This window comes from Chelativorans intermedius (genome assembly GCF_025398255.1).
Lineage (GTDB): Bacteria > Pseudomonadota > Alphaproteobacteria > Rhizobiales > Rhizobiaceae > Chelativorans > Chelativorans intermedius.
In genome coordinates, this window is the sequence record NZ_JAODNW010000008.1 from 112,852 (window position 1) to 130,950 (window position 18,099).

Below are 18,099 nucleotides of genomic sequence, written 5' to 3' on the forward strand. Positions count from 1 at the left end.
GGCTCAGCCCGCCGCGCGCAGCGAATGCCGGCCTGTCCCTTCGGCCGTAGGGGCGTGCATGGCGGCGAGCACGGCATTGAGCTCGTCCATGTCGATATAGAAGGCGCGCGCCAGATGGACCGGGATCATCTCTTCCGGCACACCGCGCTCGAGCAGCTTCTCGACCGCAAGCAGAAGATGGGCGCGGTCGGTCAGGCGCCTCTTGATGCTGTCTTCCCTCGGATGGTGCATGTCTTTTCCCTTGGCTGAAGGGCATGGCCCCATGCCATGTCATCAGGCCGAAAACGCAGGCAGCACGCAACGGAAGCACTCGAAGCCGTCCGAAAAATGGCGGCCGGGGAATCATCCCCTTCACAATTATGCCGCGTAGGAGCGGCCACGCAAGGATTGTCCCGGCTGCCTTGCCCGAGGCTTGATCAGAAGGAGAAGGATGCCTGCGCCGGCTCGCCGTCGGGCGGCACGGCACGCTCCAGCGCCAGCATGCGCCGCTTGGTCTGTGTGCCGCCGGGCGCGGAAAAGCCGCCGATCTTTCCGCCGGCGGCGAGCACGCGATGGCAGGGAACGAGGAGAGGAACGGGGTTGCGCCCCAGCGCAAGGCCGGTCTCGCGCGCGGCTTGCGGAAAGCCGGCCTGCGCGGCCAGCGCGCCATAGGTGGTGGTCTCGCCATAGCCAAGCCGCAGCGCGGCCCGGTAGATGGCGCGGCGGAAGGGGTCCACGCCATGAAGGTCGAGCTCCGTCGCCGAGAAGTCCTCCCGCTCTCCGGCGAAGTAGCGCATCGCCGCATCAACCACCGCTGCCGCCGCCCCGCAGGGCGCCGCCGCCCGCGCACCGGGAAGGCGCGCCGCCATGGCCTGTCCCGCCGCCTCGCGCGTGGCCACCGGCAGCATGAAGCGGGCAATCCCGCGCTCCGTCCAGCCGATGCCGCAGAAGCCGAAGGCGGTCTCGAAGACATGATGGAAAACCATGGCAGGCTCCAGCACGATTCCCTGGTCGCGCATGATAATCCTGGGACGGTACAAAGCAAGAACAAATTCCCGGATGGCATTGCCGATTGAATGGCGGGCAGGGCTGTTGTAAGGAGCGGGCGGCGGGGATGGCGGCGATCGATCATGACGGAAAGCGGCGTGGCCATGCCCTTGATTCCTGCGACATCCACCCTTGCGCGTGCGTTGAGCCTTGGCCTCGCCCTGGCGCTGCCGGTTGCCGCAGGCTGCAGCGCGACGCAGACGGCCGCTGCCGGGTCCGGGGCCGAGGCGGTCTTGCAGGACAGCGCCGCCCCGGAGGAGGGGACTGCCCTGAGCGCCTATGCCGCGCCTCCGCCGGCTCTCGCACCGACAGCCTTCGAGGAAAGCGGCGCGGTGCGGCCGGTGGCAGCCCGCAGCCCGGAACTCGATGCGCTGATCGCCCGCTATGCCGCGCTCTACGGCGTGCCGGAGCGCCTGGTACGCCGGGTCGTGCAGCGGGAGAGCAATTTCAACCCGCAGGCCCGCAACCGCATCTATTGGGGCCTCATGCAGATCCGCCACGACACGGCGCAGACCATGGGCTATCGCGGGCCGGCCAGCGGCCTGCTCGACGCCGAGACCAATCTGAAATACGCCGTGAAATACCTGCGCGGGGCCTACATCACCGCCGACGGCGACGAGGACAGGGCAGTGCGGCTCTATGCCAGCGGCTATTACTACGATGCCAAGCGCAAGGGACTGCTCAAGGAGACGGGCCTGCGCAGCTGATCGGCTGGCAAGAGGTGTCCGTTGGCTGGCCGCCGCCGTCTTCAAAAAGCTGGACAGGCCGCTATAAGGGTGCGCGCCGCTGCTCCGCCGCAAGCGGTCCCCTTGCGAAGGGGAGGGCGGTCGAAGGAGGCTTCCATGAACGATACCGCGCTGGCAAGGCGCCCGGCAACCAAGGGTGAAACCGCGCCACTCGCCATCTCCGCCCGCGGGCTGGTGAAGCATTTCGGCGACGTCAGGGCGCTGGACGGCATCGACCTCGACGTGCCCCGCGGCACGATCTTCGCCATTCTGGGTCCCAATGGTGCCGGAAAGACGACGCTGATCCGCCTGCTTGCCACGCTGCTCTCGCCGGACGCGGGCAGCGCCACGGTGATGGGCCACGATCTCGTCGCCGAACCCCAGGCCGTGCGCGCGGCGATCGCGCTCACCGGGCAGTTCGCCTCGCTGGACGAGGATCTGACGGGGCGCGAGAACCTCCTGATGCTGGCGCGCCTTTGGGGCTTTCGCGGCCGTGCGGCCAGGCAGCGCGCCGATGCGCTTCTCGCCGCCTTCGACCTGTCCGACGCCGGGCGCAAGCAGGTGAGCGCGTATTCGGGCGGCATGCGCCGGCGGCTCGACATTGCCGCCTCGCTGATCGTCACGCCGGGCATTCTCTTCCTCGACGAGCCGACCACCGGCCTCGACCCGAAGGCGCGGCAGGGCGTGTGGCGTATGATCCGGCAACTGGCCAGGGCCGGCGTGACCGTGCTCCTGACCACGCAATATCTGGAGGAGGCCGACCAGCTTGCCGCACGCATCGCGGTCATCGACCATGGGCGCAAGATCGCCGAGGGCACAAGCCGCGAGCTCAAGGCGCAGATCGGCTCGGGCTTCCTGCACGTGGCGCCGGCCGACCAGGCCCACCTCGACAAGGCGGCGGCCATTCTGGAGGCGCGCCTCGGCAACCCGGTGCAGAGGAGCGCGGAGGGCGCGCAGCTCTCCGTGGTCGCCGCTTCGGCGCAGGTGGCAAATGAGGCGCTCAGTGCGCTGCTTGCCGCTGGCATCGACCTCGCCGATTTCTCCATGGGATCGCCGAGCCTTGATGAAGTGTTTTTTGCCTTGACCGGCCAGGGGCTGGACGAGGAAGAACGGGAGCAGAGACCATGAGCGAGGTAAGCCCTGCCATCCTCGACACGGTGCAGCGGCCGGCCGCGCCCTCCGCCTTCTCCAATGCGCTCGTCTTCGGCTGGCGCGCGGTGTTGAAGTTCCGCCACGTGCCGGAGCAGCTTTTCGACCTCGTCATGACGCCGCTCATGTTCACGCTGCTCTTCACCTTCGTCTTCGGGGGCGCGCTGGCTGGCTCGACGGGCGACTATCTGCAGTTCTTCCTGCCCGGCATCCTGGTGCAGACGGTGGTCTTCAACTCCGTCTATTCCGGCATGGGGCTTTCCACCGATCTGTCGAAGGGGCTGTTCGAGCGCTTCCGCTCGCTGCCCATCTGGTCGCTGGCGCCTTTTGCCGGGCTGATGGTGGGAGACGTGCTGCGCCATCTGATTGCCGGTCTCATCATCCTCGGGGTCGGGCTGGTGCTGGGCTACCGGCCGGAAGCGGGGCTTGCGGGCGTCGTCTTCTCCTTCCTGCTGCTTTTTGCCATCGGCTTCGGGGTGGGCTGGATCTTCCTGGTCCTCGGGCTGCTGATCCGCACGCCCATGACGGTGATGACCATCGGGTTCACCTTCATCTTTCCGCTCGTCTTTGCCTCCAACATCATGGTGCGCCCGCAGACCATGCCCGGCTGGCTGGAAGCCTTCGTGGTGCGCAACCCGGTTTCGCACATGACGACGGCGCTGCGCGGGCTGATGGCGGGAAGCGCGACGGCGGCGGAGGTGCTGCTGGCGCTGCTCGCGCCGGCGGTGCTGACCGTGCTGCTGGCGCCCGTGGTGCTGTGGCTCTACCGGCGGAACTGAGCCCGCGCGCCGCCTTCTCCATCGATTTGCGGCGCGTCCAACGGCGCTGCGCTATGGCTCCATAGGCAGGGGCTTGATCTGCATTGCAAGGCCGCGATGAGAACGGCCGGGGAGCGGGCGGGGTGGGGTTGCCGCAAACGCTTGGCCCCTCGAACGTCGAGGCAAAGCCCCGTGCGCTGCCTGGGGGCGCTTGCATTTGCGGGGGGATGCCTCTATATGCGCGCTCATTCCACACGCGGATCAACGGGTATCCGTCCGGGAGACATCCGGCGGACACCTCCGGTGGCGGCGCTGCCGCCTGACGATCCGCGGAGGCTCAACCGGAAAGGAAGACGACCATGGCTCTGCCAGACTTCAGCATGCGCCAGCTCCTCGAAGCAGGCGTGCATTTCGGCCACCAGACCCATCGCTGGAACCCGAAGATGGCGCCCTTCATCTTTGGCGCCCGCAACAACATTCACATCATTGACCTGAGCCAGACCGTGCCCCTGCTGCACCAGGCGCTCAAGGCGGTCTCCGACACGGTGGCCCGGGGCGGGCGCGTGCTGTTCGTCGGCACCAAGCGCCAGGCTTCCGATATCGTGGCCGACTCGGCCAAGCGCTGCGCCCAGTACTATGTGAACGCGCGTTGGCTGGGCGGCATGTTGACCAACTGGAAGACGATCTCCAACTCGATCCAGCGCCTGCGCCAGCTGGACGAGCTGCTGGCTGGCGAAGCCCAGGGCTTCACCAAGAAGGAGCGGCTGAACCTGGAGCGCGAGCGTGACAAGCTGGAGCGGGCGCTGGGCGGCATCCGCGACATGGGTTCGATCCCGGACATGATGTTCGTCATCGACACCAACAAGGAGGCCATCGCCGTGCAGGAAGCCCGGCGGCTGGGCATTCCGGTGGTCGCCATCGTCGATTCGAACAGCGACCCGGACGATGTGGACTATCCCGTTCCGGGCAATGACGACGCCGCGCGCGCCATCGCACTGTACTGCGACCTGATCTCGCGGGCCGCCATCGACGGCATCGAGCGCCAGCAGGGTTCGCTTGGCCTCGACATCGGCGAGGCCGCCGAGGCGCCGAGCGAGCCGGCGCTGGAGGAGGCCCCTACCGAAGCCCCGGCCGCCGAGGAAGGGCAGTCCGGCGAGACGCCGGCTGAGGAATCCGCCGCGCAGGCCGACAAATCCTGAAGGGAAGGGGGGTCCCCTTTCCCGTTCCCTGGGGCCGCAGCGCCCCGATCGTGACGGCGGGCGCATCCCTTGAGGGAGGCGCTGACACGCACAATTCGCACATGAAGAGGCAGTGATGAGCATTTCGGCAGCACAGGTCAAGCAATTGCGCGAGATGACCGGCGCGGGCATGATGGACTGCAAGACCGCGCTTTCCGAGACCGGCGGCGACATCGAGGCGGCGGTCGACTGGCTGCGCAAGAAGGGCATTTCCAAGGCCGACAAGAAGTCCGGCCGCAAGGCCGCGGAAGGGCTGATCGGCATCGCATCCGATGCCGCAAGCGCCGTGGTGGTGGAGGTCAACTCCGAGACCGACTTTGTGGCCCGCAACGACGCCTTCCAGGATCTGGTGCGCAACGTCGCCACCGTGGCGCTTTCCACCGACGGCAGCGTCGAGGCGGTGGCCGCAGCGCCCTATCCGGGCGGCGACAAGACGGTGGAGGCGGCGATCAAGGACGCCATCGCCACCATCGGCGAGAACATGACGCTGCGCCGTGCGGGCAGGCTTTCGGTTTCCAAGGGCGCCGTGGCCACCTATGTGCACAACGCCGCCGCCGAGGGGCTCGGCAAGATCGGCGTTCTGGTGGCGGTCGAGACCGACGGCGACGCCGAGGCGGCGCGGAATTTCGGCCGTCAGGTGGCCATGCATGTGGCCGCGACCAGCCCGATGGCGCTGACAGAAGCCGAGGTGGACCCGGCGGCAGTGGCGCGCGAGAAGGAGATCTTCTCCGAGCAGGCACGCCAGTCCGGCAAGCCGGAGAACATCATCGAGAAGATGGTGGAAGGCCGCCTGCGCAAGTTCTTCGAGGAGGTGGTGCTGCTCAAGCAGAGCTTCGTCATCAACCCCGATGTGACGGTGGAGCAGGCGCTGAAGGAGGCGGAGAAGGAGATCGGCGCGCCCGCCAGGATCACCGCCTTCCTGCGCTTCGCGCTGGGCGAAGGCATCGAGCGCGAAGAGTCGGACTTCGCCGCCGAGGTGGCGGCCGCCGTCAAGAAATAGGCTTCGCAGAAGCGGAGACACGGCAGGGGCACCGCGTGACAACGCGGTGCCCTTCGTGTAGGGCGACAGGGAAATGACAAGGACCGGAAAGAGGCGACGATGAGTGCGACCCCCCGTTACCGCCGCGTGGTGCTGAAGGTCTCCGGCGAGGCGCTGATGGGCAGCCAGGGGTTCGGCATCGACGTCTCGGTGGTCGACCGCATCGCAGCCGACATCGCCGAGGCGCGCGCACTGGGTGTCGAGGTGGGCGTGGTCATCGGCGGCGGCAACATCTTCCGCGGCGTGGCGGTGGCCTCCAAGGGGGGCGACCGGGTGACGGGCGACCATATGGGCATGCTTGCCACCGTCATCAACTCGCTGGCGCTCAGGACCTCGCTCGTCAAGATCGGCGTGGAGGCGGTGGTGCTGTCGGCCATCGCCATGCCGGAGCTTTGCGAAAGCTTCTCCCAGCGCCAGGCGACGGCCTATATGAATGCCGGCAAGGTGGTAATCTTTGCCGGCGGCACGGGCAATCCCTTCTTCACCACCGATTCGGCGGCCGCGCTGCGCGCCGCGGAGATCGGTGCCGATGCGCTGTTCAAGGGCACGCAGGTGGATGGAGTCTATTCCGCCGATCCGCTCAAGACCAAGGATGCCGTGCGCTACGACAGGCTCACCCATGAGCGCGTGATGCGCGAGGGGCTGCGCATCATGGATACCGCCGCGATAGCGCTTGCACGGGAGAACAACATACCGATAATCGTCTTCTCGATTCACGAAGAGGGCGGGTTTGCGGCCATTCTCAAAGGCGCGGGGCGCTGCACGATCGTTGACGACGACCCGGCAGACCTCGATGCTGTGAAAGCGTAAAGGAGGCAGAAATGCCGGATGGTGTTGACTTCAAGGATATTCACCGGCGCATGGACGGCGCGGTGAATGCGTTCAAGCATGACATCGCATCGCTGCGGACCGGGCGCGCCTCGGCCAATCTGCTCGACCCGGTGCATGTCGAGGCCTATGGCGCCTCCATGCCCATCAATCAGGTGGCCACCATCTCCGTGCCCGAGCCGCGCATGATTTCCGTCACCGTGTGGGACCAGAGCATGGTGCAGGCGGTGGACAAGGCGATCCGCGAATCGAATCTTGGCTTCAACCCCATCGTTGAGGGGGCGACGCTGCGCATCCCGCTGCCCGAACTCAACGAGGAGCGGCGCAAGGAGCTGGTCAAGATCGCCCATCAATATGCCGAGAACGCCCGCGTGGCCGCCCGGCATGTGCGCCGCGACGGCATGGAACACCTCAAAAAAGCCGAAAAAGACGGCGAGATCAGCCAGGACGAGCACCGCCAGCAGGCCGAGCGCGTGCAGAAGATGACGGACGAGACCATCGCCAAGATCGACAAGCTGCTGGCGGAAAAGGAAGCCGAGATCATGCAGGTCTGACGGCCGCCGGACGCGGCCCGGCGGGCCGCAAGGGGAGGCAAGTGTGAAGCCCGCGCATATCGCCATCATCATGGACGGCAATGGCCGCTGGGCACGCGCCCGTGGCCTGCCGAGAACCGCCGGTCACCGCGCCGGCGTGGAGGCGCTGCGCCGCACCGTGCGGGCGGCCGGCGAGATGGGGATACGCTGGCTGACGGTCTATGCCTTCTCCTCGGAGAACTGGTCGCGTCCCAAGGCCGAAATCTCCGACCTGATGGGGCTTCTGCGGCTGTTCATCCGCCGGGATCTCGCCGAACTGCACCACAACGGCGTGCGCGTGCGCGTCATCGGCAGCCGCAAGGGGCTGGAACCCGACATCGCCGCTCTCCTGGCCGAGGCCGAGGGCCTGACGGCGAAGAACACCAACATGAACCTGGTCGTTGCCTTCAACTATGGCGGGCGCGACGAGATCCTGCGTGCCGCGCAGGCGCTGGCCGAGAAGGCCAGGGCCGGGGCTCTCGACCCGGCGGACCTGAGCGAGGCGGACTTCGAGGCGCATCTCGACACCGCCGGCATTCCCGATCCGGACCTCATCGTACGCACCAGCGGCGAGCAGCGGCTGTCGAACTTCCTGCCATGGCAGGCCGCCTATGCGGAGTTCGTCTTCCTGCCCTGCAACTGGCCCGACTTCGGGCGCGAGGACCTTGCCGCCGCCATTGCCGCCTTCGAGGAGAGGGACCGACGCTTCGGCAGCGTGAGGCCGCAAGAAGCCGTGTCATGAGCGGTCGGGACGCGGCAGGCCGCAGCGAGCTGACCCGGCGCCTTGCCTCCGCCCTGGTGCTCGGGGTGGCTGCCCTGGTGTTGACCGTTCTGGGCGGCGTCGCCTTCCGGTTCTTTGCGGTGCTTGCCGCTGTTCTCGTCTTTCACGAGTGGATGGCCATGCGGGCGCCTGAAGGCCGTGCGCAGGCGCTTGTCGCCTGGGGGCTGCTCGGCGCCGGCCTGCTTGCGCTGCTGGCGGGAAGTCCGGCGGCCGCGGTCTTCGCGCTGCTGGCGGCGGGCTGCCTTCTGGCGCTGCTGCATGCGGCGCTGGCGGGCGGCAGCGCATGGCCGGCGGCCGGCATCGCCTATGCCGGCCTGCCGGCGCTGGCCCTCGCCTTCCTTCGCGGGGCGGACATGGCGGGGCTGATCGCCATCCTCTATCTCTTCGCCGTGGTGTGGGCCACGGACATCGGTGCCTATTTCGCCGGCCGCGCGCTGGGCGGGCCGAAGCTCGCGCCGTCCATCTCGCCGGGCAAGACATGGAGCGGCGCGGCGGGCGGGGCCCTGAGCGCCGTCGCGGCGGGTGCCGCCGTGGCCTGGTTTTCCCCGGCGGGTCTGGCGCCAGGTCCCGCCGGTCTGCTGGCCCTGCTCCTGTCGGCGGTCTCGCAGGCGGGCGACCTGTTCGAGTCGGCTCTGAAGCGCCGCCACGGTGTGAAGGATTCAGGCAGCCTCATTCCCGGCCATGGCGGCGTGATGGACCGCGTCGACGGGCTGGTGGCGGCGGCGGTGCTGCTTTACGCGCTGGGTGCCCTGTCTTCCGGGCTGGAGACGCCGGCCGCCGGTTTCTTCTCGCGTTGAGAAGTGCTACAGGCTGTCATGGATTTGCCGGGTTTGAACAGACACTAGGCGCGCAAACATCCAGCACCGAAACAAGCCAGAGGAAGCGACGTGGCCGACATCGCCATACCCCTTATCGGTCTCGGCAATTTCCTTCTGGGAACCATCGTGCCGTTCCTGTTCGTGCTCACCGTGGTGGTGTTCGTGCACGAGATGGGGCATTATCTCGTCGGCCGCTGGTGTGGCATCGGGGTGCGGGCCTTCTCCATCGGCTTCGGGCCTGAGCTTTTCGGCTTTACCGACCGCCGCGGCACACGCTGGCGCTTCGCGGCCATCCCTCTCGGCGGCTATGTGAAATTCGTCGGCGATGTGGGCGCGGCAAGCCGCCCCGACGCCGACGCCGTGGAAGCACTTTCCGAGGAGGAGCGGCCGGTCGCCTTTCACACCCAGCCGGTGTGGCGGCGGGCTGCCACGGTCTTCGCCGGGCCGCTGTTCAACTTTCTGCTGGCCATCGTCGTCTTTGCCGTCATGTTCACCGTGTTCGGCCGCTACGTGGCCGACCCCATGGTGGCCGAGGTGCGCCCGGGAAGCCCCGCGCAGGAGGCGGGAATCGAGCCCGGCGACCGCTTCGTCTCCGTCGACGGCGTGCCGGTGGAGACCTTCGCCGATGTGCAGCGCCTCATCTCCGGGCGCGCGGGCGACCGGCTGACCATCGTCGTGGAACGCGACGGACGGCTGATCGAGACCCAGGCGACACCGCAGGCCACCGAACAGACCGATGCGCTCGGCAACACCATCAAGATCGGCATCATCGGCGTGGTCAACAACGAGGCGCTGGGCCAGCCGCGGCTTGTCGAATACGGGCCGATGGAGGCGCTGGTGGCGGGCACGCAAGAGACGTGGAACGTCATCGCGCGCACCGGGCAGTTCCTGAAGCGCCTGGTGGCGGGGCGCGAGGACCGGTGCCAGCTCGGCGGTCCGGTGAAGATCGCAGACATGGCCGGGCGGGCGGCGGATCTGGGCTTCGTCTGGCTGGTGCAGCTCGTGGCGCTGCTTTCGGTGGGGATCGGCATTCTCAACCTCCTGCCGATTCCGCCGCTCGACGGCGGCCATCTCCTCTTCTACGGAATCGAGGCGATCCTGCGTCGGCCCGTGCCCTGGCAGGTGGTGGACGCGGTCTATCGGGCCGGAATGATCATGGTTTTGATGTTCATGGCTTTCGTTTTCTGGAACGATCTGTTTGGATGCTGACATCTGGGGTAAGGCACGGCACAGCCCTTGCGGAACAGGGCGCGGTCATGCGAGACGAACGTGCAGCCTCGATTCGAGCCGCAGCAGGCGAGGAGGGGAAGTGCCGTCCATTGAGGGTTGTTGAGAAGGCGTTTACCACGGCGGACGATTGGCGTGGCGGGAAAGCCACGAGCGTGCGTTTCGTAAACGCAAATTAACCAGAAGCCTTGCGTGTAGGGAAAATCCGGCTATTAGGTTAGACCGAATTGCCCGATGTCCGGTTTCTCGCGTGGGGACAACGAGAGTAGAAGGTATTTTAGCCCAATGAAGGCAGCTTCGAGATTGATGTCCGCCGTTTCGGCGGTGGCGCTTTCCGCCACGATTGCGACGGCTGGGGCGGCGGCTCTGCAGCTTGCAACCATCACGTCGGTCGAAGCCGCAACGGTCAGCCGCATCGAGGTGCGTGGAAACCGGCGTGTCGATGCCGACACCATCCGCACCCAGGTTGGCATCGCCCCCGGACAATCCTTCAGCAATGCCGATCTCGACGAGGCGGTGAAGCGGCTGTTTGCCACCGGCCTTTTCGCCGACGTGTCGATTCGCCAGGTCGGCGGCACGCTTGTCGTGACGGTGGATGAATACGCCATCGTCAACCAGGTGCTGTTCCAGGGCAACAAGAAGATCAAGGACCGCAATCTGGCCCAGGCGGTGCAGCTTCAGCCGCGCCGCGCCTTCTCCTCCCAGCTTATGGAGGCCGACGCGGAGGCTGTGCGCGAAGCCTATCGCCGCATCGGTCGCGACGATGCAACGGTGACGGCGCGCACCCAGGAACTGGCCGATGGCCGCGTCAATGTGATCTTCGACATTCAGGAAGGCGACCGTACCAAGATCGGCTCCATAAATTTCGTCGGCAACAACGCCTTCAGCGACCGGCGCCTGCGGGACGTGATCTCGACCAAGGAGTCGAACGTCTTCTCCTTCCTGTTCCGCAACGACATCTATGACGAGAACCGGCTGCGCGCCGACGAAGAGGCACTGCGCCGCTACTACTACAACCGCGGCTATGCGGATTTTCAGGTGCTTTCCTCCTCGGCCGACCTGGTGGATAACGAATACACGGTGACCTTTACCGTCGACGAGGGCGAGCGCTATCGCTTTGGCGAAGTGGACATCGAAACGACCATTCCCGGCGTCGACGTGGAGACGCTGCGCAGGCAGCTCAAGACGCGCAGCGGCAACACCTACAGCGCCAAGGATGTCGAGGACACGATCGTCAACCTGACGGAGACGGTGGCCGGCAGCGGCTATGCCTTTGCCCGTGTCACGCCGCGCGGCAACCGCGATTTCGAGAACCGGACCATCTCCGTCGTCTATTCCATCGACGAGGGGCCGCGCGCCTATATCGAGCGCATCGAGATTCGCGGGAACACCCGCACGCGCGATTACGTGATCCGCCGCGAGTTCGATCTGAGCGAGGGCGACGCCTTCAACCAGGTGCTGGTGCAGCGCGCAAAGCGCCGCCTCGACGCGCTGAACTTCTTCCAGACGGTGAACATCACGACGGTGCCCGGCTCCCAGCCCGATCAGGTGGTGCTGGTGGTGGATGTGGTGGAGAAATCCACCGGCGAGTTCTCCATCGGAGCCGGCTACACGACCAGCAGCTCGTCGAGCCGGAATGGCGGCTTTTCCGTCGAGGGCTCGATCACCGAGCGCAACTTCCTGGGCCGTGGCCAGTTCATCCGCGCGGCCGCTTCGGGCGGTGCCGATACGCGCGACTATCGGTTCTCCTTCACGGAGCCATACTTCCTCGGGCGGCGCATCTCGGCCGGTTTCGACATCTATCGCAACACGCGCACCTTCGCGAACTCGAACGACAAGGACGTCTACGACCGCGAGGTGACGGGCGGCACCGTGCGCTTCGGCCTGCCGATCACGGAGGCGCTGTCCACGCAGCTCGCCTATAACTATTCGCAGGAGAACTACACTTACGGCCGCGACTGCAAGGGCGGGAGCTGCGATCTCTCCCCATACATCAAGGCGGCGATCGACGATGGCAAGTGGGTGAAATCGTCGGTGAGCGGCTCCATCATCTACAACACCATCGACAACATCCAGGATCCGCGCGAGGGCCTTTATGCCAACCTGACGCTGGAGGTGGCGGGCGTCGGCGGCGATGCGAAGTTCGTGAAGGTGACGGGGCGCGCCAACTACTACCACACGCTGTCCGACGATCTGGACCTCGTGGGGCTGATCACCGTCGGCGGCGGGCATATCAGCGCGCTCAGCGGCGACCTGCGGGTGTTCGACCACTTCGAGAGCAACGACCGAATCATCCGCGGCTTCGCGTATGACGGCATCGGGCCGTACGACGCGGATAAGGGCGACCATCTGGGCGGCAAGACCTACTTCCATGCTTCCGCAGAGGCGCATTTCCCCATTCCGGTGATCCCGGAAAGCTTCGGCCTGCGCGGCGCCGTCTTTGCCGATGCGGCAACGCTCTACGGCAGCGACCTGACGGGGCTTGGCCCCGTGGCGGGCACGAGCATGAAGTGGCGTGCCTCGGTGGGCGCGAGCCTGATCTGGGCCTCGCCCTTCGGCCCGCTGCGCATCGACTATGCCGAGCCGGTCGTCAAGGAAGCGAGCGACGACATCCAGCACTGGAATTTCGGCATCTCGACGCGCTTCTGAGGCTTTACCCACGCCGCCCGGGCCCGGCGGCCCGGGCGAGAAGGCATTCAATGACGGAACCGGAATTCTTCGTCCCCGCACGCCGCTTCGAGGTGAGCGAGATCGCTGCCTTGACCGGCGCGCGGCTGCTTGACGAGTCCCATTCCGGCATCGCCGTCACGCGGTTGGCCCCGGCCTCCCAGGGGGGGGAGGATGCGCTCGTCTTCATTGACGGCCGGCGCAACGCGGCAAGCCTCGATGCGCTGCGCGCCGCTGCCGTGCTGTGCACGGAGGAGATGGCCGGCCGCGTGCCGGCGGGCATCGCCGTGCTCGCGACGCCGCGGCCGCAGCAGGCCTTTGCCGCCGTGGCGCGGCTTCTCTTTCCCGCGGCCATGCGCCCGCAGCCGGTAACCGGCGAGACCGGCATCTCCGTCCATGCCGTGCTCGCATCCGACGCTGTGCTGGAGGATGGGGTGGTGATCGAGGCGGGCGCGGTGGTGGGCGCGGGCGCTGCCATCGGTCGCGGCACGGTGGTCGGCCCCCACGCGGTGATCGGCAAGGGCTGCCATGTGGGGCGCGACTGCTACATTGGCGCCAATGTGACGCTGCAATGCGCCATCCTTGGCGACAGGGTGATCGTGCATCCCGGTGCGCAAATCGGCCAGGACGGCTTCGGCTTTCTGCCGGGCGCCAGGGGCCTGGAGAAGAACCCGCAGATCGGGCGGGTGATCATCCAGGACGACGTGGAGATCGGCTCCAACACAACGGTGGATCGGGGCGCGCTCTCCGACACCGTGATTGGGGAGGGCACCAAGATCGATAATCTGGTGCAGGTGGCGCACAATGTGCGCATCGGACGGGGCTGCGTGATTGCCGGCCATTGCGGGCTCTCGGGCTCCGTGACGCTGGGCGACCACGTCATGCTCGGCGGGCGCGTGGGCATTGCCGACCACATCACCGTGGGCGACCGCGCCCAGCTTGCCGCCTCCAGCGGCGTGATGACCGACATTCCCGCCGGCGAACGCTGGGCCGGCTCGCCGGCGCAGCCGATGCGCCAGGCCTTTCGGGAGATCGCCGCGCTGCGCAGCCTGGCAGAGGGAAAGCGCAAGGGAAAGAAGAACGATGGATGAAAGCGTGTCCACCACACTGGAAAGCCTCGACATACAGAAGCTGCTGCAGCTTCTGCCGCATCGCTATCCGTTCCTGCTGGTCGACCGGATCGTCGATGTGGATGCGGACAACTCCGCCGTGGGCATCAAGAACGTCACGGTCAACGAGCCGCACTTCATGGGGCATTTCCCCGGCCAGCCGGTGATGCCGGGGGTTCTCATCATCGAGGCGATGGCGCAGACGGCAGGCGCGATCTGCATCCACAACGCAGGCGAGGGTCAGCCTTCGGTGGTTTATTTCATGACCATCGACAGCGCCAAGTTCCGCAAGCCGGTGGTGCCGGGCGACCGGCTGGAGATACACGTGAAGAAACTCAAGCAGCGCGGAAAGATCTGGAAATTCTCCTGCGAGGCGATGGTCGACGGAGCCAAGGTGGCGGAGGCCGTGATCTCCGCCTTGATGTCGCCAAACGAGCCGGATTGACGGACAGGCATGACTGAGACATTCATCCACCCTTCGGCAATCGTCGAAAAGGGCGCGCGGCTGGGCGCCGGGGTGCGCATCGGCCCGTTCTGCCACGTTTCGGGCGAGGCGGAGCTGGGCGACGGTGTCGAGCTGATCGGCCACGTGACGGTGATGGGCGCGACGACGCTGGGGCCGGGCTGCCAGGTCTTTCCCAACGCGGTGCTGGGCGGCCCGCCGCAGAACTTCAAGCACCAGGGCGGCCCGACGACGCTGACCGTGGGCAAGGGCTGCGTGATCCGCGAGGGCGTGACGCTGCATCGCGGCACCGATACCAGCCGCGGCAAGACCACCATCGGCGACCATTGCCTGTTCATGGCCTACAGCCACGTCGCGCATGACTGCGATGTCGGCAACCACGTGACCATGGCGAACTATGCCGGCCTTGGCGGCCATGCCGAGATCGGCGACCATGTGATCCTGTCCGCCTATGCGGCGGTGCACCAGTTTGTGCGCGTCGGCCACCACGCCTTTCTGGGCGGTTTCGCCGCCGTCGTCGGCGACGTCATTCCCTATGGCATGGCGGTTGGCGACCGGGCGAAGCTGCGCGGTCTCAATGTCGTGGGCATGAAGCGCGCCGGCATGGCGCGCGGCGAACTGACCGAGCTTCGCCGCGCCTGCCGGATGCTGTTCGATGCGCAGCGGCCGCTGGCCGAAAACATCGAGGCCGTGCGCCGCGCTTTCCCCGGTTCGGCGGCGGTGGCAGACATTCTGGCCTTCCTCGCCGGCCGCGAAAAGCGCCATCTGACCGTGCCGCCGCGCGGGCGCGGGCTGGAAGAGGGCGATGACGGCGAGGCGGAATGAGCTTCCACGCTGGCAGGCCCCGGGCGGCGATGCCCGCGTGGCCGTGGTCGCCGGCAGCGGACGGCTGCCGCACGATGTCGTCGAGGGGTTGACGGGCGCCGGCCATCGGCCACTCGTCGTGGCCATCGAGGGGGAGGCGGATTTCGCCGCCCGCCCCGAGCTCTACGATCTCATCTGCGCGCCGCCGGGGCGTCTCGGCCTTCTCATGCCCGCGCTCAAGCGGCAGGGTGTGACCCATCTGGTGATGGCCGGCGGCGTGGCCGTGCGCCCGCCGCTTTACAGCCTGCGCTTCCGGCCCGGCGTTCTGCGCCACCTGCCACGCTTTATCGCGGCCTATGCGCGCGGCGACGACGCGCTTCTGCGCATGCTGGTCAGCTATGTGGAGGCCAACGGCATCCGCGTCGTCGGCGCTCATGAGGTGGTGCCGGACCTGCTGGCGCCCGAGGGGCTGCTGAGCAGGGCGAGACCGACGCGCGGCGACGAGAAGGATATTGCCGCCGCGCTTGCCGCCGCGCGTGCCATTGGCCGGCTGGACATCGGCCAGGCGGCCGTTGCCATCGGCGGGCGGGCGATTGCGCTGGAGGGAATCGAGGGCACGGACGGGCTGCTTGCCCGCACGCGCGCGCTGCGCGGCCATGGAAGGCTTGCGGGAAAGGGGCGCGGCGTGCTGGTGAAATGCGCCAAACCCGGCCAGGAAGCGCGCGCCGACCTGCCGGCCATCGGCCCGCAGACGGTGGAGGACGCGCACGCCGCGGGCCTTGCCGGCATCGCGGTGGAGGCGGAGCGCAGTTTCATCCTTGACAGCGGCGAGACGGTGCGCCTTGCCGACCGGCACGGGCTTTTCCTGCTGGGTTTTGCGCGGGGGCGGGAGCAATGAGCCGCGCGCGGCCGCTCCGGCTCGCCGTGGTGGCCGGCGAGGAGTCTGGCGATCTGCTGGGCGCCGACCTGGTGGCCGCGCTCGCCCGCCCGGCGGGGCGGGACATCGCGTTGACCGGCGTCGGCGGGCGCAATCTCGCCGCCCTGGGGCTCGATCCGCTTTTCGACGCCGACGAGATCGCGCTGATGGGCATCTCGGCCGTGCTGCGCGACCTGCCGCGCCTTGCGTGGCGCATCCGCCAGACGGCACGGGCCATCGTGGCGGCCAGGCCCGACTGCCTGGTGACCATCGACAGCCCCGATTTCAGCCTGCGCGTGGCGGCCAGGGTGCGCGCGGCCGATCCTTCCATCCCCATCGTGCACTATGTCTGCCCGAGCATATGGGCATGGCGCCCCGGCCGGGCAGCGGCGATGCGCCCGCATGTCGACCATGTTCTGTGCCTTCTACCCTTCGAGCCGGAGGAGCTGCGCCGGCTCGGCGGGCCGCCCGGCACATTCGTGGGCCATCGGCTGGCCGCCGATCCCGACATTCGCAGCGCCGCGCAGGCTCAGCTTGCCCGTGGCGCGCCGGCGGCGGGCGCGCGCCGGCGCCTTCTGGTGCTGCCCGGCTCGCGCAAGGGGGAGGTGAAGCGGCTTCTGGGCCCCTTCGGCGAAACGGTGGCGGCGCTGAAGGCCGCCGGCCACGCTTTTGAGGTGGCGCTTCCCACCGTGCCGCACGTGGCACAGCTGGTCGAGGCGGCAGCGGCGGACTGGGCGGTGCGGCCGGAAATCATTGTGGACCGGGCGCGCAAGGCGGCGGCCTTTGCCGAGGCGGATGCGGCGCTTGCCTGCTCGGGCACGGTGGCGCTGGAGCTGGCGCTGTGCCGCGTGCCCTTTGCGAGCTGCTACAAGATGGACCCGGTAGCCCGCCTTCTCACCCCGCTGATCACGGCCTGGTCGGCCTCCCTGCCCAATCTGATCGCCGGCTGGCCGGTTGTGCCCGAGCATTTCAACGCGTTCGTCCGTCCTGCCTATCTGGCACGGCAGGTCGATGTGCTCTGGCGCGACACGCCGGCCCGCCGCGCCCAATGCGCCGGCTTTGCCGAGGTGGCGGAGCGGCTTGCCACCGAACTTCCGTCAGGCGAACTGGCCGCGCAGGTCGTGCTCCGCCAGATCGAGGCGCGGGAGCGCTGAGCGCCGCGTCGATCCCGGCTTTCAGCGCACGCGCTCCATGAACGCCTGTGCGGCCTGCGGCGCGCGCACCTTGCCCTCGTGGATGAAGTAGACGAAGACGTCGCGCGGGCGCTTCTCCACCGGCGCCGCGCCATCGGCGCGGGGCAGATCGTCCGGGACACCGCCCGCTGCCCACAGCCGCGCCCTCTCGGCCCAGCGGTCGAGCTCTCCCGCCGGATAGGCCGTCGGAACCGTGTCCTGGCCGCGCTGCAGCCGCGCATAGACGAAATCCGCCGTCACATCCGCTATCTCGGGATAGGTGAAATGATGCGCATAGCAGATGGCGACGCCATATTTGCGGGCAAGCGCGGCGAACTCCGGCACCACGAAGGAAGGATGGCGCACCTCCAGCACATGACGCAGCGGCACGCCGTCCTGCTGTTGAGGCAGAAGCTGAAGAAAACCCTCGAAATCATCGGGATCGAACTTCTTTGTCGGCGCGAACTGCCACACGAGAGGACCGAGCTTCTCACCCAGCTCCGAAATGCCGGAACCCAGGAAACGCGAGAGCGACTCCCCGGCCTCGGACAGCACCCTGCGATTGGTGACGAAGCGGTTGCCCTTCAGCGAGAAGACGAAGCCCTCCGGCGTCTCTGCTGCCCATTTGGCGAAGGTGGCCGGCTTCTGCGTGCCGTAATAGGTGCCGTTCACCTCAATGGTGGGAAGCCTGCTGCTGGCATATTCGAGCTGTCGTCTCCTGGGCAGATCCTCCGGGTAGAAGGTGCCTTCCCAGGGCTCGAAGGTCCAGCCGCCGATGCCGGCGCGGATGGTGCCGGAAGTGGTCAC

The 18,099-nt window shown here is 67.5% G+C and carries 18 protein-coding genes and 1 pseudogene; 16 read left to right on the forward strand and 3 right to left on the reverse strand.

The features are described from left to right. Window positions 1-3: 3 nt before the first annotated feature. Both NYR58_RS08570 and NYR58_RS08575 read right to left on the reverse strand, forming a co-directional pair. A complete protein-coding gene (locus tag NYR58_RS08570) occupies window positions 4-231 on the reverse strand; it encodes a hypothetical protein (protein WP_261520117.1) in 228 nt (75 codons plus the stop codon). A gap of 185 nt (window positions 232-416) precedes the next feature. Beyond that, window positions 417-998: a methylated-DNA--[protein]-cysteine S-methyltransferase gene (locus tag NYR58_RS08575; RefSeq protein ID WP_261520118.1), complete on the reverse strand. Its 582-nt coding sequence runs from the start codon at window positions 996-998 to the stop codon at window positions 417-419. A gap of 387 nt (window positions 999-1,385) precedes the next feature. On the opposite strand from NYR58_RS08575, the pseudogene NYR58_RS08580 reads away from it, so the two are divergent. The 16 genes and pseudogenes from NYR58_RS08580 to lpxB all read left to right on the forward strand — a co-directional run. After that, window positions 1,386-1,733: pseudogene (locus tag NYR58_RS08580) on the forward strand (transglycosylase SLT domain-containing protein); the annotation flags it as partial. Between the two features lie 135 nt (window positions 1,734-1,868). Further along, on the forward strand, window positions 1,869-2,879 hold the full coding sequence (locus NYR58_RS08585) for an ATP-binding cassette domain-containing protein (RefSeq protein ID WP_261520119.1): 1,011 nt from the start codon (window positions 1,869-1,871) through the stop codon (window positions 2,877-2,879). Beyond that, window positions 2,876-3,679, forward strand: a complete 804-nt coding sequence (locus NYR58_RS08590; protein ID WP_261520120.1) for an ABC transporter permease — start codon at window positions 2,876-2,878, stop codon at window positions 3,677-3,679. Before NYR58_RS08585 ends, NYR58_RS08590 begins: the two co-directional genes overlap by 4 nt. Window positions 3,680-4,017: 338 nt before the next feature. Continuing rightward, on the forward strand, window positions 4,018-4,857 hold the full coding sequence (gene rpsB, locus NYR58_RS08595; RefSeq protein ID WP_261520121.1) for a 30S ribosomal protein S2: 840 nt from the start codon (window positions 4,018-4,020) through the stop codon (window positions 4,855-4,857). Between the two features lie 115 nt (window positions 4,858-4,972). Then, complete coding sequence (tsf, locus tag NYR58_RS08600; RefSeq protein WP_261520122.1) at window positions 4,973-5,896, forward strand: translation elongation factor Ts; 924 nt, start codon at window positions 4,973-4,975, stop codon at window positions 5,894-5,896. A gap of 99 nt (window positions 5,897-5,995) precedes the next feature. After that, complete coding sequence (gene pyrH / locus NYR58_RS08605; RefSeq protein WP_261520123.1) at window positions 5,996-6,745, forward strand: UMP kinase; 750 nt, start codon at window positions 5,996-5,998, stop codon at window positions 6,743-6,745. Window positions 6,746-6,756: 11 nt separating this feature from the next. Beyond that, on the forward strand, window positions 6,757-7,317 hold the full coding sequence (gene frr / locus NYR58_RS08610; RefSeq protein WP_261520124.1) for a ribosome recycling factor: 561 nt from the start codon (window positions 6,757-6,759) through the stop codon (window positions 7,315-7,317). 43 nt (window positions 7,318-7,360) lie between these two features. Beyond that, complete coding sequence (locus NYR58_RS08615) at window positions 7,361-8,077, forward strand: isoprenyl transferase (protein ID WP_261520125.1); 717 nt, start codon at window positions 7,361-7,363, stop codon at window positions 8,075-8,077. Then, entirely contained in the window at window positions 8,074-8,913 is an 840-nt protein-coding gene (locus tag NYR58_RS08620) for a phosphatidate cytidylyltransferase (protein ID WP_261520126.1), read from the forward strand. Before NYR58_RS08615 ends, NYR58_RS08620 begins: the two co-directional genes overlap by 4 nt. A gap of 90 nt (window positions 8,914-9,003) precedes the next feature. Then, window positions 9,004-10,143 (forward strand): RIP metalloprotease RseP, encoded by a 1,140-nt coding sequence (gene rseP / locus NYR58_RS08625; RefSeq protein WP_261520127.1) that lies wholly within the window; start codon window positions 9,004-9,006, stop codon window positions 10,141-10,143. 303 nt (window positions 10,144-10,446) lie between these two features. After that, window positions 10,447-12,810 carry an outer membrane protein assembly factor BamA gene (gene bamA / locus NYR58_RS08630; protein WP_261520128.1) on the forward strand — a complete coding sequence of 788 codons (2,364 nt, stop codon included), beginning with the start codon at window positions 10,447-10,449 and terminating at the stop codon, window positions 12,808-12,810. 50 nt (window positions 12,811-12,860) lie between these two features. Further along, window positions 12,861-13,919 (forward strand): UDP-3-O-(3-hydroxymyristoyl)glucosamine N-acyltransferase, encoded by a 1,059-nt coding sequence (lpxD, locus tag NYR58_RS08635; RefSeq protein ID WP_261520129.1) that lies wholly within the window; start codon window positions 12,861-12,863, stop codon window positions 13,917-13,919. Further along, the gene (gene fabZ, locus NYR58_RS08640) at window positions 13,912-14,382 is read left to right on the forward strand and encodes a 3-hydroxyacyl-ACP dehydratase FabZ (protein ID WP_261520130.1); all 471 of its coding nucleotides are present in this window, start codon (window positions 13,912-13,914) and stop codon (window positions 14,380-14,382) included. The genes lpxD and fabZ overlap by 8 nt, the downstream gene beginning before the upstream one ends. A 9-nt stretch (window positions 14,383-14,391) precedes the next feature. Continuing rightward, complete coding sequence (gene lpxA, locus NYR58_RS08645) at window positions 14,392-15,225, forward strand: acyl-ACP--UDP-N-acetylglucosamine O-acyltransferase (RefSeq protein WP_261520131.1); 834 nt, start codon at window positions 14,392-14,394, stop codon at window positions 15,223-15,225. After that, window positions 15,206-16,102 (forward strand): LpxI family protein, encoded by an 897-nt coding sequence (locus tag NYR58_RS08650; protein WP_261520132.1) that lies wholly within the window; start codon window positions 15,206-15,208, stop codon window positions 16,100-16,102. Before lpxA ends, NYR58_RS08650 begins: the two co-directional genes overlap by 20 nt. Next, the gene (gene lpxB / locus NYR58_RS08655) at window positions 16,099-17,274 is read left to right on the forward strand and encodes a lipid-A-disaccharide synthase (RefSeq protein ID WP_261520133.1); all 1,176 of its coding nucleotides are present in this window, start codon (window positions 16,099-16,101) and stop codon (window positions 17,272-17,274) included. The genes NYR58_RS08650 and lpxB overlap by 4 nt, the downstream gene beginning before the upstream one ends. A 21-nt stretch (window positions 17,275-17,295) precedes the next feature. Here the strand turns inward: lpxB and NYR58_RS08660 are convergent, their stop codons facing one another. Then, entirely contained in the window at window positions 17,296-18,099 is an 804-nt protein-coding gene (locus NYR58_RS08660; RefSeq protein ID WP_261520134.1) for a DUF72 domain-containing protein, read from the reverse strand.

Excerpts from the sequence above, each read along its gene's own strand:
- lpxD (WP_261520129.1), top strand. The coding sequence starts at position 12,861 with ATGACGGAACCGGAATTCTTCGTCCCCGCACGCCGCTTCGAGGTGAGC.
- NYR58_RS08585 (WP_261520119.1), top strand. The coding sequence starts at position 1,869 with ATGAACGATACCGCGCTGGCAAGGCGCCCGGCAACCAAGGGTGAAACC.
- tsf (WP_261520122.1), top strand. The coding sequence starts at position 4,973 with ATGAGCATTTCGGCAGCACAGGTCAAGCAATTGCGCGAGATGACCGGC.
- lpxB (WP_261520133.1), top strand. The coding sequence starts at position 16,099 with ATGAGCCGCGCGCGGCCGCTCCGGCTCGCCGTGGTGGCCGGCGAGGAG.
- NYR58_RS08590 (WP_261520120.1), top strand. The coding sequence starts at position 2,876 with ATGAGCGAGGTAAGCCCTGCCATCCTCGACACGGTGCAGCGGCCGGCC.
- NYR58_RS08570 (WP_261520117.1), bottom strand. The coding sequence starts at position 231 with ATGCACCATCCGAGGGAAGACAGCATCAAGAGGCGCCTGACCGACCGC.
- NYR58_RS08650 (WP_261520132.1), top strand. The coding sequence starts at position 15,206 with ATGACGGCGAGGCGGAATGAGCTTCCACGCTGGCAGGCCCCGGGCGGC.
- NYR58_RS08620 (WP_261520126.1), top strand. The coding sequence starts at position 8,074 with ATGAGCGGTCGGGACGCGGCAGGCCGCAGCGAGCTGACCCGGCGCCTT.
- pyrH (WP_261520123.1), top strand. The coding sequence starts at position 5,996 with ATGAGTGCGACCCCCCGTTACCGCCGCGTGGTGCTGAAGGTCTCCGGC.
- bamA (WP_261520128.1), top strand. The coding sequence starts at position 10,447 with ATGAAGGCAGCTTCGAGATTGATGTCCGCCGTTTCGGCGGTGGCGCTT.
- lpxA (WP_261520131.1), top strand. The coding sequence starts at position 14,392 with ATGACTGAGACATTCATCCACCCTTCGGCAATCGTCGAAAAGGGCGCG.
- frr (WP_261520124.1), top strand. The coding sequence starts at position 6,757 with ATGCCGGATGGTGTTGACTTCAAGGATATTCACCGGCGCATGGACGGC.
- fabZ (WP_261520130.1), top strand. The coding sequence starts at position 13,912 with ATGGATGAAAGCGTGTCCACCACACTGGAAAGCCTCGACATACAGAAG.
- NYR58_RS08575 (WP_261520118.1), bottom strand. The coding sequence starts at position 998 with ATGCGCGACCAGGGAATCGTGCTGGAGCCTGCCATGGTTTTCCATCAT.
- rpsB (WP_261520121.1), top strand. The coding sequence starts at position 4,018 with ATGGCTCTGCCAGACTTCAGCATGCGCCAGCTCCTCGAAGCAGGCGTG.